This window comes from Bradyrhizobium sp. USDA 3364, from assembly GCF_054056355.1.
Window position 1 is genome coordinate 8253273 of sequence record NZ_JBSRYG010000002.1, and the last position, 15931, is coordinate 8269203.

Annotated in this window: 18 protein-coding genes; 8 read left to right on the forward strand and 10 right to left on the reverse strand. The window is 65.9% G+C overall.

Annotated elements, in window-relative coordinates:
- The first annotated feature begins 107 nt into the window (after window positions 1-107).
- On the forward strand, window positions 108-500 hold the full coding sequence (locus ACVILL_RS39045; protein WP_016840410.1) for a carboxymuconolactone decarboxylase family protein: 393 nt from the start codon (window positions 108-110) through the stop codon (window positions 498-500).
- Here ACVILL_RS39045 and ACVILL_RS39050 read toward each other — a convergent pair.
- Window positions 480-1019, reverse strand: a complete 540-nt coding sequence (locus ACVILL_RS39050) for a hypothetical protein (RefSeq protein WP_456733884.1) — start codon at window positions 1017-1019, stop codon at window positions 480-482. The two genes, ACVILL_RS39045 and ACVILL_RS39050, sit on opposite strands and share 21 nt — an antisense overlap.
- Before the next feature lie 220 nt (window positions 1020-1239).
- Window positions 1240-1398: a hypothetical protein gene (locus tag ACVILL_RS39055; RefSeq protein ID WP_456733885.1), complete on the reverse strand. Its 159-nt coding sequence runs from the start codon at window positions 1396-1398 to the stop codon at window positions 1240-1242.
- Between the two features lie 277 nt (window positions 1399-1675).
- Between ACVILL_RS39055 and ACVILL_RS39060 the strand changes: the two genes are divergently transcribed.
- The 6 genes from ACVILL_RS39060 to ACVILL_RS39085 all read left to right on the forward strand — a co-directional run bounded on the left by ACVILL_RS39060 (window position 1676) and on the right by ACVILL_RS39085 (window position 7975).
- Window positions 1676-2593, forward strand: coding sequence for an ABC transporter permease subunit (locus ACVILL_RS39060; protein ID WP_456733886.1), 918 nt, complete (start codon window positions 1676-1678; stop codon window positions 2591-2593).
- A 10-nt stretch (window positions 2594-2603) separates the two neighbouring features.
- Window positions 2604-3929 carry a high-affinity branched-chain amino acid ABC transporter permease LivM gene (gene livM, locus ACVILL_RS39065; protein WP_456733887.1) on the forward strand — a complete coding sequence of 442 codons (1326 nt, stop codon included), beginning with the start codon at window positions 2604-2606 and terminating at the stop codon, window positions 3927-3929.
- Entirely contained in the window at window positions 3926-4759 is an 834-nt protein-coding gene (locus ACVILL_RS39070; RefSeq protein WP_456733888.1) for an ABC transporter ATP-binding protein, read from the forward strand. The genes livM and ACVILL_RS39070 overlap by 4 nt, the downstream gene beginning before the upstream one ends.
- A complete protein-coding gene (locus ACVILL_RS39075) occupies window positions 4756-5505 on the forward strand; it encodes an ABC transporter ATP-binding protein (RefSeq protein ID WP_456733889.1) in 750 nt (249 codons plus the stop codon). Before ACVILL_RS39070 ends, ACVILL_RS39075 begins: the two co-directional genes overlap by 4 nt.
- A 183-nt stretch (window positions 5506-5688) precedes the next feature.
- Complete coding sequence (locus ACVILL_RS39080) at window positions 5689-6807, forward strand: branched-chain amino acid ABC transporter substrate-binding protein (protein ID WP_244071219.1); 1119 nt, start codon at window positions 5689-5691, stop codon at window positions 6805-6807.
- 172 nt (window positions 6808-6979) lie between these two features.
- Window positions 6980-7975 (forward strand): P1 family peptidase, encoded by a 996-nt coding sequence (locus ACVILL_RS39085; protein ID WP_456733890.1) that lies wholly within the window; start codon window positions 6980-6982, stop codon window positions 7973-7975.
- A 134-nt stretch (window positions 7976-8109) separates the two neighbouring features.
- On the opposite strand, the gene ACVILL_RS39090 is transcribed toward ACVILL_RS39085, so the two are convergent.
- Window positions 8110-8919 carry an EF-hand domain-containing protein gene (locus ACVILL_RS39090; protein WP_456733891.1) on the reverse strand — a complete coding sequence of 270 codons (810 nt, stop codon included), beginning with the start codon at window positions 8917-8919 and terminating at the stop codon, window positions 8110-8112.
- Window positions 8920-9172: 253 nt separating this feature from the next.
- On the opposite strand from ACVILL_RS39090, the gene rpe reads away from it, so the two are divergent.
- The gene (gene rpe, locus ACVILL_RS39095; protein ID WP_456733892.1) at window positions 9173-9874 is read left to right on the forward strand and encodes a ribulose-phosphate 3-epimerase; all 702 of its coding nucleotides are present in this window, start codon (window positions 9173-9175) and stop codon (window positions 9872-9874) included.
- Here rpe and ACVILL_RS39100 read toward each other — a convergent pair whose 3' ends face one another.
- The 7 genes from ACVILL_RS39100 to ACVILL_RS39130 all read right to left on the reverse strand — a co-directional run bounded on the left by ACVILL_RS39100 (window position 9875) and on the right by ACVILL_RS39130 (window position 15820).
- A complete protein-coding gene (locus ACVILL_RS39100; RefSeq protein ID WP_456733893.1) occupies window positions 9875-11353 on the reverse strand; it encodes a serine/threonine protein kinase in 1479 nt (492 codons plus the stop codon).
- A gap of 4 nt (window positions 11354-11357) precedes the next feature.
- The gene (locus tag ACVILL_RS39105) at window positions 11358-12098 is read right to left on the reverse strand and encodes a metallophosphoesterase family protein (protein ID WP_456733894.1); all 741 of its coding nucleotides are present in this window, start codon (window positions 12096-12098) and stop codon (window positions 11358-11360) included.
- Window positions 12099-12433: 335 nt separating this feature from the next.
- A complete protein-coding gene (locus tag ACVILL_RS39110) occupies window positions 12434-13027 on the reverse strand; it encodes a TetR family transcriptional regulator (RefSeq protein WP_456733895.1) in 594 nt (197 codons plus the stop codon).
- Complete coding sequence (locus tag ACVILL_RS39115; protein WP_016843141.1) at window positions 13024-13158, reverse strand: hypothetical protein; 135 nt, start codon at window positions 13156-13158, stop codon at window positions 13024-13026. Before ACVILL_RS39115 ends, ACVILL_RS39110 begins: the two co-directional genes overlap by 4 nt.
- 607 nt (window positions 13159-13765) lie before the next feature.
- On the reverse strand, window positions 13766-14374 hold the full coding sequence (locus ACVILL_RS39120) for a hypothetical protein (RefSeq protein ID WP_456733896.1): 609 nt from the start codon (window positions 14372-14374) through the stop codon (window positions 13766-13768).
- Complete coding sequence (locus ACVILL_RS39125; RefSeq protein WP_456733897.1) at window positions 14367-15056, reverse strand: hypothetical protein; 690 nt, start codon at window positions 15054-15056, stop codon at window positions 14367-14369. Before ACVILL_RS39125 ends, ACVILL_RS39120 begins: the two co-directional genes overlap by 8 nt.
- Window positions 15053-15820 carry a MotA/TolQ/ExbB proton channel family protein gene (locus ACVILL_RS39130; protein WP_456733898.1) on the reverse strand — a complete coding sequence of 256 codons (768 nt, stop codon included), beginning with the start codon at window positions 15818-15820 and terminating at the stop codon, window positions 15053-15055. The genes ACVILL_RS39125 and ACVILL_RS39130 overlap by 4 nt, the downstream gene beginning before the upstream one ends.
- Window positions 15821-15931 lie beyond the last annotated feature (111 nt).

A 15931-nucleotide genomic window follows, 5' to 3' on the forward strand; every position in this document is an offset into this window, starting at 1 on the left:
CCGCCGAGAGCGTCATTGCGAGCGGAGCGAAGCAATCCATGTCACCGCTTGCCGAGGCATGGATTGCTTCGTCGCTTCGCTCCTCGCAATGACAAGAGGAGACATCAATGGACGACAATCAGCGCCGCGACGACGGCATGACGCAGCGCCGCAAGGTGCTCGGCAATGAATGGGTCGACAAGTCGATCAAGAACCGCAACGCGTTCAACACCGACTTCCAGGACCTGATCACGCGCTATGCGTGGGGCGACATCTGGACCCGGCCGCATTTCGATCACCGCACCCGCCGCGTGCTCGTGATCGGCACCATGGTCGCGCTCGGCCAGTGGGACGAATTCCGCCTGCATGTGCGCGCGGCGCTTGCCGAGGGCGGCTTCACGCCCGACGACATCAAGGAGATCCTGCTGCAGCAGGCGATCTATTGCGGCGTGCCCGCGGCCAATCACGCCGTCAAGGAAGCCGGCGCGATCATCGCCGAACTAGGGCTGCTGAAGGGATAGCCCGCCTGCCGGTGCGTCCGCGTCGGTGGCGATTGCTTCGCTGGCAGACGCTCGCGCAGGCTTCGGCGACGTCTCGAACAGCATCACGATCGCGGTGCCGAGCAGCATCAGAAGCTCGGATGCATGCATGCGCATCGCTTCGATCTCGCCGACCTTGGAGGCCATCATCATGCTGGCGAAGCTGAGCACGCTGCCGAGGCAGAGCGCCACCGCGAGCGCCTCGTCGCTGCCACTGCTGCTCTTGCGCAGCGGCGAGAACGCGGCCATCGCGAGGAACACGGCGAAGAACGCCACCACGGTGATCCGCGCCAGCGCGAGCAGCCAGGCGAGGCGCACCGTCGCCATCTTGCCGAGGTGCAGATAGTCGCTCGCATACAGCGCGATCGACACGCTCGGCCGCTCATAGAGGCCGTGGATCGGCGACACCATGATGCTGAACGCAATGATGGTCCAGACCGGGATGAAATAGGCCGCAAGCAGCGCGCCGTTGAAGGAGCTGATCCGCCAGTTGTTCGACATTGCCGCTTCCCATGCTTCCGGCGCCGTTTGGATTGGCGGCGGTTCAGCGTGCGAGGTAACGCCGATCAATTGCCGGCGGCAATTTAAACCCTTTGTTTACCTTAACTGCCCTGGGGATGGCTGGGGACGGCCGGCACGCCGTGCCAGAACGAGGCAAAAAGAAAGGCCCCGCCCTTCGGCGGGACCCTTCTGGAACTGATCTTTGCTCAGCGTCTCCGGACTAGCGCTCCGGATCGGGCTTCTCGCCCGGCCGCCCCGGATCCTGCCGCTGCTGGCCCGGCTTCTGGCCGCCGCCTTGCTGCTGCTGACCCGACTTTTTATCTGGCTTTTGAGCCGGCTTTTGGCCTTGCTGGCCCGGATTCTGGTTCTCATTACTCATTCGGGTGCTCCCTTGGCTTGGATGAAGCTGGGGACAACGCACTCGTTACGAGCGCAGTTGCTCGGGGAACACGGGTTCCGGCGTGATCATTGCCGGGCAACGCCGTGTTGGCCCTGTGACATCGGAAGCGCACCGGCCAAAATAGTTATGTACAAGCCCTTTCTGCTGCTGCCACGCTGTTGCCGCCGCCGGGGTTCCGCTGTTAGAAAATGACACGACGCGACGGATCAGGCTGCCGGGGGCCCTCGCCGCGTCACCCCTCGAGTTACGGCAGCGCATGGATTATTTCGCCCAGCAACTGATCAACGGCCTCGTGCTCGGTTCGATCTACGGCCTGATCGCCATCGGCTACACGATGGTCTACGGCATCGTCGGCATGATCAACTTCGCCCATGGCGACATCTTCATGATCGGCGGCTTCATCGCGCTGATCTCGTTCCTGGTGCTGGTGTCGCTCGGCCTCACCGCGATCCCCGTCATCCTGCTCATCGTGCTGCTGGTCTCGATGGCGATCACCGCGCTCTATGGCTGGACCATCGAGCGCATCGCCTACCGGCCCCTGAGGCATTCGTTCCGCCTCGCGCCGATGCTGTCGGCGATCGGCATGTCGTTCGTGCTGACCAACTTCTCGCAGGTGTCGCAGGGCGCGCGCGTCAAGCCGGTGCCGCCGATCATCACCGGCGGCTACACGCTGCATGAAGGCTCGCAAGGCTTCGCCGTGCAGCTCTCCAACGTCCAGATCATGGTCGTGCTCGCCACCATCGTGGTGCTCGCGCTGTTCACCTGGCTGGTCTCGCGCACGAGGCTCGGCCGCGACATGCGCGCCTGCGAGCAGGACCAGACCATGGCCGCGCTGCTCGGCGTCGATGTCGACCGCACCATCTCGATGACCTTCGTGATCGGCGCCGCGCTCGCCGCGGTCGCCGGCATGATGTACCTGCTGTACTACGGCCTGGTCGATTTCTTCATGGGCTTCGTCGCCGGCATCAAGGCGTTCACCGCCGCGGTGCTCGGCGGCATCGGCTCGCTGCCGGGCGCGATGCTCGGCGGGCTCGCGATCGGCCTGATCGAGACGTTCTGGTCGGCCTATTTCTCGGTGGAGTACAAGGACGTCGCTGCGTTCTCGATCCTGATCGTGGTGCTGATCTTCATGCCGACCGGCCTGCTTGGCCGTCCCGAAGTCGAAAAAGTCTGACAGGCACTTCGTGAGCGCGACCTCAGCCCGCCCTTCGCACGCCGCGCAGCCTTCCGGCAGCGCCTTCATTCTCAAGAAAGCCCTGATCAGCGCCGCCGTCGCGCTGGTGCTGTTCTCGCTGATGATCGGCATCCGCACCGAGGCCGGACCGCAAGGCGGACTGATCTACTGGACGCGGTTCGGCGACCTCGCAGCCCTGGTCGGCACCGTGTTCGGCGGCAGCATCATCGTCGAGCTGCTGCGGCAATGGTGGGGACCGGTCGACAAGGATAGCATCGTGCCGAAGCCGGTGCGGTCGGCGATGTCGTTCGCCGGCCGCTGGCTCGCGCCCGCGCTGCTGGTGTTCACCTTCCTCGTCCCCGTCATCTTCTACAATCAGCGCTACATTCTCGACCTCTCGATCCTGGTTCTGACCTATGTGATGCTGGGTTGGGGATTGAACGTCGTGGTCGGCCTCGCCGGCCTGCTCGACCTCGGCTATGTCGCCTTCTATGCGGTCGGCGCCTATTCCTACGCGCTGCTCGCGACCAATTTCGGCTTGTCGTTCTGGGTCTGCCTGCCGCTCGCCGGCATCCTGGCGGCGTTCTGGGGCGTGCTGCTCGGCTTCCCGGTGCTGCGGCTGCGCGGGGACTATCTTGCGATCGTGACGCTCGCCTTCGGCGAGATCATCCGCCTCGTCATCATCAACTGGCAGAGCCTGACCGGTGGCCCCAACGGCGTCTCGGGCATTCCGCGCCCGACCATGTTCGGCATTCCGCTGACGCCGGGCGATGACGGGCTCGCCGCCAAGCTCGGCATCGAATTCTCGCCGACCCATCGCCTGGTGTTCCTGTTCTATCTGATCCTGGCGATGGCGCTGCTCACCAACTGGGTGACGATCCGGCTGCGGCGGCTGCCGATCGGCCGCGCCTGGGAGGCGCTGCGCGAAGATGAGGTCGCCTGCCGCGCGCTCGGCATCAACACCACGACCACCAAGCTGACGGCATTCGCGACGGGCGCGATGTTCGGCGGTCTCGCCGGCGCGTTCTTCGCCACAAGGCAGGGCTTCATCAGCCCGGAATCCTTCACCTTCCAGGAATCGGCGCTGGTGCTCGCGATTGTCGTGCTCGGCGGCATGGGCTCGCAGCTCGGCGTCGCGCTCGCGGCGCTCACCATGATCGGCGGCTTCGAGCTGTTCCGCGGCCTCGATCAATACCGCATGCTGGTGTTCGGCATGGCGATGGTGCTCTTGATGATCTGGCGGCCGCGCGGGTTGATCGGCCATCGCGCGCCGACCGTGTTCCTGGAGCGCAACCAGGCGATCTCGTCCGACCTCGTCAAGGAGGGCCACGGATGAGCGGCGACCAAATCCTCAGCGTCGACCGCCTGATGATGCGCTTCGGCGGCATCGTCGCGGTCAACGAGCTCTCCTTTGCGGCCGAGCGGCGCAAGATCACTGCGCTGATCGGGCCGAACGGCGCCGGCAAGACCACCGTCTTCAACTGCATCACCGGTTTCTACCGGCCGAGCGGCGGCGCGATCCGCCTCACCCATGACGACGGCCGCAGCATCCAGCTCGAGCGGCTGAACGACTTCCGCATCTCCAAGCAGGCCAAGGTGGCGCGCACCTTCCAGAACATCCGGCTGTTTCCCGGCATGACCGCGCTGGAGAATCTGATGGTCGCCCAGCACAACGCGCTGATGCGCGCCTCGGGCCTGACCCTGCTCGGCCTGCTCGGTCTGCCGTCCTGGCGCGAGGCCGAAGCACGCGCCATCGATCTGGCGCGAACCTGGCTCGACCGCGTCAACCTGCTCGACCGCGCCGACGATGCCGCGGGCAACCTGCCCTATGGCGACCAGCGCCGGCTCGAGATCGCGCGCGCGATGTGCACCGAGCCTGCGCTGCTCTGCCTCGACGAGCCGGCGGCGGGACTGAACGCGCGCGAGAGCGGCGGGCTCAACGAGCTCCTGCTGTCGATCCGCAACGAACAGGGCACCTCGATCCTCCTGATCGAGCACGACATGTCGGTCGTGATGGAGATATCCGATCACGTCGTGGTCATGGACTACGGCGTCAAGATCGCCGAAGGCACGCCGCAGGCCGTGCGCGACGACCCCAAGGTGATCGCCGCCTATCTCGGCGCCGACGAGGAAGAAGCGATCGCCGTGATGGAGAGCGGCACGTGAGCGCGCTACCGGCAACCATACCCCTGCTCGCGGTGCGCGGCGTGCGTGCGGCGTATGGCAAGATCGAGGCGCTGAAGGGCGTCGATATCGAGATCAACCCCGGCGAGATCGTCGCCCTGATCGGCGCCAATGGCGCCGGCAAGTCGACGCTGATGATGACGATCTTCGGCCGGCCGCGCGCCCGCGCCGGCACCATCGAATATGACGGCCAGGACATCACCGGCGTGCCGACCCATGAGATCGCGCGGCTGCGCATCGCACAATCGCCCGAGGGCCGGCGGATCTTTCCGCGCATGAGCGTCGCGGAAAACCTGCAGATGGGCGCCGACGCCACCGAATGCAGCGAGGCCGAACGCGAGGCCGGGCTGGAGCGCGTGTTCGCGCTGTTCCCGCGCCTGAAGGAGCGCATCGCACAACGCGGCGGCACGCTGTCGGGCGGCGAGCAGCAGATGCTGGCGATCGGCCGCGCGCTGATGAGCCGGCCGCGGCTCTTGATGCTGGACGAGCCGTCGCTCGGCCTCGCGCCGCTGATCGCGCGCCAGATCTTCGACGCCATCCGCACGCTGAACCGGCAGGACGGCCTCACCGTGCTGATCGTCGAGCAGAACGCCAACCATGCGCTGAAGCTCGCCCATCGCGGCTATGTCATGGTCAACGGCCTGATCACGCTGACCGGAACCGGCAGCGAATTGCTGCAGCGCCCGGAAATCCGCGCCGCCTATCTGGAAGGCGGCCGCCACGGCTAGCTAGTCGCCAGGGCTGATTGCACGTTTCCTGCCGCTCCTGCAGCAAGATGCGGCTGATGCAGCGTCGATTTGCCTGAAAATTGCCGGTGACTTCGCGGCAAAATCAGCCGAGAATGCCTGCGGTTTTGGGGCTCGGCGCGCCGGGCCCTTCCCGCAAGAGGCAACGACCACGAGGGACGTCTCATGAAATCACTGAAGCTGATCGGCCTGGCATTGGGCGCTTCGTTCGCATTATCGGCGAGCGCGTTCGCGCAAGACATCACCGTCGCAGTCGCGGGCCCGATGACGGGCTCCGAATCCGCCTTCGGCCGGCAGATGAAGAACGGCGCGGAGCAGGCGGTCGCCGACATCAACGCCGCCGGCGGCGTGCTCGGCAAGAAGCTCGCGCTGGAATCCGACGACGATGCCTGCGATCCGAAGCAGGCGCGCTCGATCGCTGAAAAGATCGGCTCTTCGAAGATCCCGTTCGTGGCCGGCCATTTCTGCTCGTCGTCCTCGATCCCGGCCTCCGAAGCCTATGCCGACGCCAACGTCCTGCAGATCACCCCGGCCTCGACCAACCCGCTGTTCACCGAGCGCAAGCTCTGGAACGTGGCGCGCGTCTGCGGCCGTGACGACCAGCAGGGCCTGGTCGCCGCCGACTACATCATGAAGAACTACAAGGGCAAGAACGTCGCGATCCTGAACGACAAGACCACCTACGGCAAAGGCCTCGCCGACGAGACCAAGAAGGCGCTGAACAAGGCAGGCTTCCAGGAGAAGATGTTCGAGTCCTACAACAAGGGCGACAAGGACTTCAATTCGATCGTCTCGCGCCTGAAGCGCGACAACATCGATCTGGTCTATGTCGGCGGCTACCATCAGGAAGCCGGCCTGATCCTGCGCCAGATGCGCGACCAGGGCCTGCAGACCGTGCTGATGGCCGGCGACGCCATGAACGACAAGGAGTTCGCGTCGATCACCGGCCCGGCCGCCGAAGGCACGCTGTTCACCTTCGGCCCCGACCCGCGCAACAAGCCGACCGCGAAGGCGATCGTCGAAAAGTTCAAGGCCAAGAACATCGATCCCGAGGGCTACACGCTCTACACCTACGCCGCGATGCAGGTGTGGACGCAGGCCGTCGCCAAGGCCGGCTCGACCGACGCCAAGAAGGTGATGGACACCATCAAGGCCGGCGAGTGGGACACCGTGCTCGGCAAGATGGCCTTCGACGCCAAGGGCGACATCAAGGCGATCGACTACGTCGTCTACAAGTGGGACGCCAAGGGCAACTACACCGAGATCAATCCGAAGGGCTCCTGAGCCTCGCGCACCTGATCCCATCAGAGACACGAAACGCCCCGGTTCGCCGGGGCGTTTTTTTGACCCGAGACCTGCAAGTCTTACCGCAGGTCCCCGCCCGCCCCTGCCCGGCGGTTGATGCATCCACCACGGCTGCTATACCGGATCAATCGGAAAGCAGGATGGACGGATCGTGAAAAACCTTCTCACCGATATTGCCGGCGTCAGCGTCGGCCACGCCGACGACGCCGTGATCGCCTCCGGCGTCACCGCCATCCTGTTCGAGCGGCCGGCGGTCGCCTCGATCGATGTCCGCGGCGGCGGTCCCGGCACCCGCGAGGACGCGCTGCTTTCTCCGCATAACGTCGTCGAGGCGATCGACGCCATCACGCTGTCCGGCGGCTCCGCGCTCGGGCTCGACGCGGCCGGCGGCGTGCAGGCCTGGCTCGCCGAGCGCGGCCGCGGCTTCCGGATTCGCGACGCAGTGATCCCGATCGTGCCTGGCGCGATCTGCTTCGATCTGCTCAACGGTGGCAACAAGGCGTGGGGACGCTTTCCGCCCTATCGCGATCTCGGCTACGCGGCGGCAAATGCCGCCTCCGATGACTTCGAGCTCGGCAGCGTCGGCGCCGGCATGGGCGCGACCACGGCCAATCTGAAGGGCGGGCTTGGCTCGGCATCTGACGTGACCGATGACGGCGTCAAGGTCGCGGCGCTCGCGGTGGTCAACGCGGTCGGCAGCGTCACGGTCGGCAACGGCCCCTGGTTCTGGGCGGCGCCGTTCGAGGTCGACGGCGAGTTCGGCGGGCGCGGCCTGCCGCCATCGTTCAGTCAGGACATGCTGAAGCCCCGGCTGAAGGGCGGCGCGGACGCCACCGCCGCCGAGAACACCACGCTGGTCGTGGTGGTGACCGATGCGCAATTGACAAAACCGCAGGCGCGGCGGCTTGCGATGATCGCGCAGACCGGCATGGCGCGCGCGATCTATCCGGTGCACGCCCCGCTCGATGGCGATGTGGTGTTTGCCGCCGCGACCGGCGCCAGGCCGATCGATCCGCTGTTCGGCCTCACCAGGCTCGGCGCGATCGCGGCCAACACGGTGGCGCGCGCGATCGCCCGCGGCGTCCATTCAGCGACCGCACTGCCCTTCCCCGGCGCGCTGCCGAGCTGGAAGGACCGGTTCGGTTAACCCTCATGGTGAGGAGCGCGGAACGCGCGTCTCGAACCATGAGGCCCCGCCGGTGGCCTCGTCCTTCGAGACGCTTGCTTCGCAAGCCCCTCAGGATGCGGTGATGGACTGATTGTGACGCGACAGGACGTTCCTCACGCGCTGACCGACACCGACGCGGACGCCTGCGCCGAGATCGCCTGCGACTGGCGCTGGATCAGCTGCTCGATGAAATTGTAGGACGAGGTCGCATTGCTGGTGGCGGATGACGAACTCGTGCTGCTGGTGCTGGAAGCCGTGGGCGGCGTCGTCATCGAGACCTTGGAGCCGTCGGCATAGGTCGTCGTCGTGGTGGTCGAGCCGTCGCTGTTGGTCACCGAGGTCGAGGTGGCGCCGTCCAGCGCCTGCATCAGCGGATCGGAGCCCGAGCTGCTGCTGGAGCCGGATCCATCGGTCGAGCCGCTGGCCCTGTGATGGTGATGGCTGCCGCCCTTGTGGCCCTGCAACGCCTGCGACATCTCGTCGAGGCTGACGCTGCCGTCGCCATTGCTATCGAGCTTGGAGAACACGTCGTCGGCCTGCGCGGTGTTGGTACCGCCGGCGCCGAGCGCGTTCTCGAACTCCGACTGGGTGATCTGGCCGTTGCCGTCGGCGTCGATCTGCGAGAACAGGTCCTTCAGCGCATCCGACCGGCTGGTCGAGGACGTGCTGGTCGACGCGGTGGTCTGCGACTGGCTTTGCGCGTCGAGCAGCGCGCTCATGGTCTGCGGCGAAATCTGCGGGGCGCAGTTGCCGGATCCGGTGCTGGTGCTCGTGCTGCTGGTCGATGTCGCGGTCGAGAGGTCGAACAGCCCGGTGGTCTGACTGCCCTGGCTGGAGCTGCCGGTCTGGGTCGTCGACTTCGACGACATCAGCGAGCTCAGGAGATCAATGGCCGACGACGCAGCGCCAATTGCAAATAACATGGCAATACTCCAACAGAGCCGCGCCTTGCGGCTCGAACGCATGCCAGTGGCTGAGCAAGGCGCGTGCCATGGCAAAAACCCAATAAAACCAGGCCTTGGCGCATCGACGCGGGTTCCGCGCACCCGGCAAGAGCTGCCGCCGACGGCAGAATTTTCCGCTCCCGGCAGGCCGACCGCTCGCATTGCCCGCCGCGCGTCCGCATGTTAGGCGGACCTTACCCGTCGCCCCCTGAAGTCTTCCGGAACTGCTGACATGACTCAGTCATTCACCCCGCGTCCCCTCGTCATCGCTCCGTCGATCCTGGCGTCGGATTTCTCAAAGCTCGGCGAGGAGGTCCGCGCCGTCGACCAGGCCGGCGCCGACTGGATCCATCTCGACGTGATGGACGGGCATTTTGTGCCCAACATCTCGTATGGCCCCGACGTCATCAAGGCGATGCGGCCGCACACCAAGAAGATCTTCGACGCGCATCTGATGATCTCGCCCTGCGACCCCTATCTCGAGGCCTTCGCCAAGGCGGGCTGCGACCACATCACCGTGCATGCCGAGGCCGGCCCGCATCTGCATCGCTCCTTGCAGGCGATCCGTGCGCTCGGCAAGAAGGCCGGCGTCTCGATCAATCCCGGCACGCCGGCGAGCGCGATCGAATATGTGCTCGACCTGATCGACCTCGTGCTGGTCATGTCGGTCAATCCAGGCTTCGGCGGCCAGGCCTTCATCCGCTCGGCGATCGGTAAAATCTCTGACGTCAGGGCGATGGTCGCGGGCCGTCCGATCGACATCGAGGTCGATGGCGGTGTCGCGCCGGACGTTGCCGGTCAGCTCGCCGCCGCCGGCGCCAACGCCTTCGTCGCAGGCTCCGCCGTGTTCAAGGGCGGCACCATCGAGGCCTACAAGACCAACATCGCCGCAATCCGCCATGCGGCGGCCGAAGCGCGCGGCGAAGCGATCTGATTAGTACAACGCGGGCGGCGTGACCGCGGCGTTCGCCGCCTGGTCCGCCGCGCCGTCGCCTTCGTCGGCATCCGTCGCCGGCGTCAGCCGCGACGGCCGCACCACGGTCACCGTGCACGGCGCCTCCGTGGCGACCTTGGCCGACACGCTGCCGAGCAGCGCGCGCCGCATCGAGTCCTGCCGCGCGCCGATGATGATGTGGTCGACCAGGTTGACCGCGGCGAATTCCAGGATGGCGGCCGCAGGATCGATCGCCTCCAGCACATGAACGGTCAGCCTGTTATCCGCAAGCTTGAACGGCCGCGCCCAATGCTGGAGCGCCACCAGGCGGTCGACATGCTTGTTCTGCCCCTGCTCGTCATGGCTGCGGTCGATCGCCAGGCGATTGAGCTTCAGCACGTTGACGCAGGCGAGCCGTGCCGACGGCGACGTCGACAGCACCCGCTCGGCGATGACGCGGATGGTGTCGTTCAGCGCCCCGGCCTCCTCGCCGATATCGAGCGCAACGGCAACGATCGGGCTCGATGCGAGCTGGGCCGCGACGTTGGACTTCGGCTGCGGCGGCACCGCGCCGAGATTGAAACGGCGGCGCCAGACCGTGCTAAGCGGATCGCGGTTGAGCCGCTGCGCCCGCGCGGTCAGCTTCACCTGCTCGGGATGGCCGAGATCGAACGCAAGCTGGGCCGCGGTCGGATAGCGCGCCGCCCGATCGATCTCGAGACACCGCAGCACGATCTCCTGCAGCCAGGGCGGATAGTCGGGCTTGAGCTTGCGCGGCGGGTACGGATCGCGCCACAGCCGCCGGCGCATGCCGCGCAGGCTCTCGGTCTCGCCGAACGGGCGAACGCCGGTGGTGAAGAAGTAGAGCAGCACGCCGAGCGAAAACAGATCGCTGCGCGGATCGTCGCGCACCCCGAGCAGGCGCTCCGGCGCCATGTAGGGCGCGGTGCCGTAAGGCAGGCGAAATTCCTCCTGCAACAGGTCCGGCAGATGCTGGTGATGCGACAGGCCGAAATCGATCAGCACCGCCTCGCCGCGGTCGCGGAGCATGATGCTGCTCGGCTTGATGTCGTGATGGATGACGTTCTGCCGGTGCAGGCTGGCGAGCGCGGTCGCGACCTTGCCGCCGATCACCCTCACCTCGTCATACGGCAACGGCAACGCGTCGAGCCGCTTGTAGAGCGTCTGCCCGGGGATACGCTCCATCACCACATAGGCCTGGCGCTCGAAGTCGCCGGTGCCGAAACAGGCCGGCACGTGCCGCCCGGACAGCCGCGGCAGGATCATCTGCTCCATCTCGAAGCTGACGATCGCGGCCGGATCCTCGCCCTCCGAGGTCAGCGGCACCTTCATCAGCAGCGGCACGTTGATGCCGGGATGGGTGACGGTCCACAGCGTCGCCATGCCGCCGCGATGCACGCGTTCGCCGATGGTGAAGCCATCGATCTCGGCGCCCGGCTGCATCGTCAGCGCCGCCATCGGCTCACCTGCCGAGCGGCAGGCGGTCGGCGAGCCAGAGCGGCAGGCCGTTCGCCTTGATCCGCGCCGCGGCGGTCGCGACGTCGTAGGGCACGCGATGATAGGTGATCTCGCGGCTCGCGGTATCGAACATCGCAAACGACGCCGCGGGATCGCCGTCGCGCGGCTGGCCGACCGAGCCCAGTACGGCAAGCCAGCGCCGGCCCGTCAGCAACTGCACCGGCATGCCCGCGGTCGGAACGAAGCTCGTCATCTTCGCAGTCGAGGACATCGAGTAGAGGCCGGGACGATGGATGTGGCCGCAGAACGTGATCTGCAATTCGGTTGCCATCATGCTGCGCGCGGCATCGGACGTGTCGCGGACATAGCGCCACTTCGCGGGATCGGACGCCTCGGAGTGCACGTAGAGACGGTTGTCTTCCTCGCGCAGGATCGGCAGGCCTGCGAGGAAGGCCTTCTGCTCGCCGCTGAGCCGGTTGCGGGTCCAGTCGATCGCGGCCTGCGCCTCGGCATTCATGCTGTCGCTCGGCACGCCGATCGCATTGTCATGATTGCCGCGCACCGCGATGGCGCCCTTGTCGACGAGGTCCATCACCGTGTCGACAGCCCATTCCGGATCGGCGCCGTAGCCGACGATGTCGCCGAGGCAGATCAGCCGCTCGGCGCCGCGCGCCCGCACGGCGTCGAGGCAGGCGGCGAAGGCCTGCCGGTTGGCGTGAACATCGGCGAAGAGTGCAAGCCGCATCGTGGTCCGCGTGGGTGAGTCCTGCCGGATATCAAGCACACGCGGCCCCAGGCTCGCAATCGGGCCTAGGGCTGGCGCCTTGGCATGCGACTGCGCAGTCTCCACGGTCGCAACTCGTGGCTCACCCCTCTCCCCAACCCTCCCCCGCAAGGGGGGAGGGAGCCTGACCGCCGTGCTCACCTCACTGAGTTACAGCACTGGCACGACAAATCGCGACTCAGATCATCAGCAACTGACGTAAGGGAAGCACCAGCGGATGGGTTCCCTCCCCCCTTGCGGGGGAGGGTTAGGGAGAGGGGTGCCGCTTGCTCAGTTGAGAGAGAGAGAACGCCGAGCTATTGCCTGCACACCTGCACGCCCCGCAGCAGCAGGGCGATCAGCGCGTCGATCCGCGACGGGCATTCGGGCTTGGCCCATTCCTCGGCATGCGCCGGGTGATGGTAGCGGACGGTTGCGTCGAACACGGCGCGCGCAGTCGCCTTGACATTGTCGATCTCGAACACGCCCTGCGCGACGCCGTCGGACAGGATTTTCGCGATCAGGTCGACCTGCTTGTCCTTGTAGGCTTCCACCACCTCGCGTGCGCCCTGCGCCAGCGCCAGGTAGGTCGCGAACATCTCGGGATCGTCGCAGACCTTCTTCTGCTTGATCGAGAAGGCGGTGCGCAGCCATTTCTCCAGCCGCTCCGGCGCCGGTCCTGAGTCCGCTGCGATCTTGCACAGCGGCTCGTTGGCGCGGTCGAGCCAGCGCTTGGCGACCGCGTCGCGCAGCGAGGCTTTGCTGGGGAAGTGACGGTAGACGCTGCCGTGGCTGACATCCAGCGCACGGGCCACGTCGACGACGGTGGCCTTTGTCAGCCCGAAGCGCCTCAAGACATCCTCTGTTGCCTCGAGGATCCGCTCGGGAGTCAAAACCACCGCCTCGTTCATGCGTTTACCGTCTGGTTATCGCTGTCCTGCCCGCGGGTGAACTTGGCAGCCTGGGCAGCCAAGTGGCGGGCGACGCGAAGGTTGAGCCACTGTTGAATCTGGGCGGTCAATTGAAAGATTTCTATCGTCATGGAGGTAGTCCTTCGAGGTAGTCAAATTACGTCCGGCTCCCCGGCCAAATGCCGGAACAGCCACTGGGCGCCCTCCTCCCTTGGGCTGTTGAGTATATACACCATCCCGCTGACAGATTTCAATATCTGTCAGACAGACTTTGCGTGATGACAGCTATGCGGTCCGGCCGGGCCCCGGGCCCCGGTCGTATGACTCGCTACACCGTTCCGTGAGCGGCCGGGCGATCCGACGGTCTGTCCCTATGTCTCCCTTCGGTTACCCCGGGAGAGACGTGCATGAATCGTCCAGAGACCTTCAAGGAGATCGCCAAGATCACCGCGGGCGCGGTGGCGTCGCTGGTCATCGTCGGCTGGCTGATGGTCCTCGCGATCGCGTTCATGACGATACTATGAGGCCGCCGGAACCGGGCGCCGGAATCGAAAGGGGCCGCCTCACGCAGCGGCCCCTTTGCCGGGAAAATGGCTTCGGGATAAAATCTAGCCCCGGTTAGGTCCAAGACTACACGGTTCAGGGAATTGAGAAATTCCGGATGATTACTGTCCATTCCGCTGACTGATTATTGGCGATCCCTATTTTTGTGCCATCCTCCTGGTGATCTACCCGGTCCTATTGCTGCTCGTCCTTGGGCGGCATTCGGGGCGGCGGCAGCGGCGTGAACACCGATCCCTGCGCGCCGGCCGGCGGGGCCACGAACGTCCCCGTCGTGGAATCGCCGCCTGTGGTCTCCACGATCGTCTTCGGCGTGATGTACTCCCTGACGAAATCCATGACGGTACCGTCGCCGCCACCGAAATCCGCCGCGCGCCCGCCTTGCGGATGCCCGGCCTTGATCTCGTTCTCCGCGGTGTGGGTCTGCTCGGCGAGGGCGTCACTGTAGGGAATGCGGAAGGCGCGCGGCACCGCGCTCGGGCGGTTGTCTTCGTCGAGCTCCTCGACCCAGAGATAGATCGAGCCCGGATCGCCCTCCAGCGAATGCGGCTCGACGATCCGCGTCGACAGCAGCTTGAAGTTGGCCGGCAGCTTCTCCGCCGACGCCCAGCCCAGCAGGCCGCGCATGCTGCCGAAACTGACGAAATAGAAGGCGCTGGTGACGACGATGACAACAGCCTTCAGCGACCAGTGCAGCCGCGCGTAGACCAGCACAATCAAGAGCAGCGCGCCGACCACGGCGTAGGCGACGGCGAGCGTGAGGATCACTGTCTGCAGGCTATTCACGGCGGAGCACCCTCACGCCGGCTTTCGGAACGCCGGTGGTCGGATCGAGGTCGGCGCCGTTGCGCCAGCTGCTGCGGAAGGTCTCGAGCAGCGACTTCGGCCGCCGGTCGACGTTGATCACCTTGCCCTCGGCGTCGAGACGAAACCTGACCGCGGTCTTTTCGTCGCCGGTGTGATCGACGGTCAGCTTGTCGTCGAAGATCACCTGCGCGGTCGGATTGAGCTTCTGCACCTTCACACTGGCCTGCACAGGTTCGCCGGTCGTGGCCTGGAAATGCGAGACGTTGACGGTGTATTCGCCGGCGACGACGCCGCGCAAGGTGACGATCTCCTCGCGGATCGGGGACGCGATCTTCTTGCCGTTGACCACGATGAAGTCGTTGGCGCCGCCGCGATCGTCGCGGTCGAGCGTCAGGAAACCGGCCTCGCGATGCCGGTACCAGGCGATGTTGCCGGCGGGATCCTGCACGAACAGGTCGAGATCGTCGGGATGATTGTCCGGCCAGTCCATCGTGATGATGAACTCCGCCTTGGATTCGATCTTGCCTTCCTTGGAATCCGGCGACACCGCCAGCAGCGCCAGGAAGAACAGGAAGGCGATCACCTGCAGCGCCTTGAACAGCATGACGCCGAGCGGATCGAACGGCTCCTCGCGCGGATAGAGCCCGAACTCGTCCATCATGACGGCGCACCAAGGCGGCGTTCCAGCGCCGGGGTGACGTGCGTCTCGGTCAGCACCACGGCGTCGGAGAACACCCGCTGGGTCGCGGAATCCAGCATGTAGTACTGGATCCGGACCAGGATGGATCCGATCAGCCCGGCCAGCGTCGTGTACATCGCCACCGCCATGCCGTCGCTCATCAGGCCCATCGACGACTTCATCGCGACCTTGTCGGCGGCATCGAGCGAGGCGATCGGCGCCAGCATGATGATGAAGCCGATGATGGTGCCGAGCAGGCCGAGCTTCATCAGCGTGTCGGAGACGAAGGCGCCGAAACCGTTGGAGCCGCGCAGGCGGTCGGCCAGCGTGCGCAGCAGCAAGGTCTGGTCGATGCGGCCCTTGGCCTGCGCCTCGGCCTTCTGCACCAGGCTCTTGATGTGGTCGGTGACGAGCCCGCGGGGCAAGCCGCGCGCATCAGCGGCAAGCGCCTTGGCGCCATCGGGCGCGGCGAGGATCGTGCGGCAGGACCGTGCCACCTCGCCTTCCCGCGCGATCGCCCGCGTCCGCCAGAAGCAATGGACGCAGGTGACGATGTAGAGCACCGCGATGACGCTCGAAATATAGGTGCGGTCGGAGCTGACCATCAGGCGGATCAGCCCATAGCGCCACAGCAGGAAGGCGGCGAACACCGAGAGGCCGGTGAAGATCATCCAGAGCAGCAGGACGCTGCGCTCCGCCGGGTCCGTGCGGGCCGGTGCGGCCGCGGCGTCGACCTTGGCATCCATGCTGCGCTCGCTCCCTGTGACGGTTGTTCCGTGAGGCCTGCGTGAGAACCTCGCCTAGGGTTAGAGCAGAGGCGGCGGGCGCCGTCCAAAGACTTCTGCCCAAATTTCGTC

Coding starts and splice junctions, on each gene's coding strand:
- ACVILL_RS39045 (WP_016840410.1), top strand. CDS start 108: ATGGACGACAATCAGCGCCGCGACGACGGCATGACGCAGCGCCGCAAG.
- ACVILL_RS39050 (WP_456733884.1), bottom strand. CDS start 1,019: ATGTCGAACAACTGGCGGATCAGCTCCTTCAACGGCGCGCTGCTTGCG.
- ACVILL_RS39055 (WP_456733885.1), bottom strand. CDS start 1,398: ATGAGTAATGAGAACCAGAATCCGGGCCAGCAAGGCCAAAAGCCGGCT.
- ACVILL_RS39060 (WP_456733886.1), top strand. CDS start 1,676: ATGGATTATTTCGCCCAGCAACTGATCAACGGCCTCGTGCTCGGTTCG.
- ACVILL_RS39070 (WP_456733888.1), top strand. CDS start 3,926: ATGAGCGGCGACCAAATCCTCAGCGTCGACCGCCTGATGATGCGCTTC.
- ACVILL_RS39080 (WP_244071219.1), top strand. CDS start 5,689: ATGAAATCACTGAAGCTGATCGGCCTGGCATTGGGCGCTTCGTTCGCA.
- ACVILL_RS39090 (WP_456733891.1), bottom strand. CDS start 8,919: ATGTTATTTGCAATTGGCGCTGCGTCGTCGGCCATTGATCTCCTGAGC.
- rpe (WP_456733892.1), top strand. CDS start 9,173: ATGACTCAGTCATTCACCCCGCGTCCCCTCGTCATCGCTCCGTCGATC.
- ACVILL_RS39100 (WP_456733893.1), bottom strand. CDS start 11,353: ATGGCGGCGCTGACGATGCAGCCGGGCGCCGAGATCGATGGCTTCACC.
- ACVILL_RS39105 (WP_456733894.1), bottom strand. CDS start 12,098: ATGCGGCTTGCACTCTTCGCCGATGTTCACGCCAACCGGCAGGCCTTC.
- ACVILL_RS39110 (WP_456733895.1), bottom strand. CDS start 13,027: ATGAACGAGGCGGTGGTTTTGACTCCCGAGCGGATCCTCGAGGCAACA.
- ACVILL_RS39115 (WP_016843141.1), bottom strand. CDS start 13,158: ATGACGATAGAAATCTTTCAATTGACCGCCCAGATTCAACAGTGGCTC.
- ACVILL_RS39125 (WP_456733897.1), bottom strand. CDS start 15,056: ATGATGGACGAGTTCGGGCTCTATCCGCGCGAGGAGCCGTTCGATCCG.
- ACVILL_RS39130 (WP_456733898.1), bottom strand. CDS start 15,820: ATGGATGCCAAGGTCGACGCCGCGGCCGCACCGGCCCGCACGGACCCG.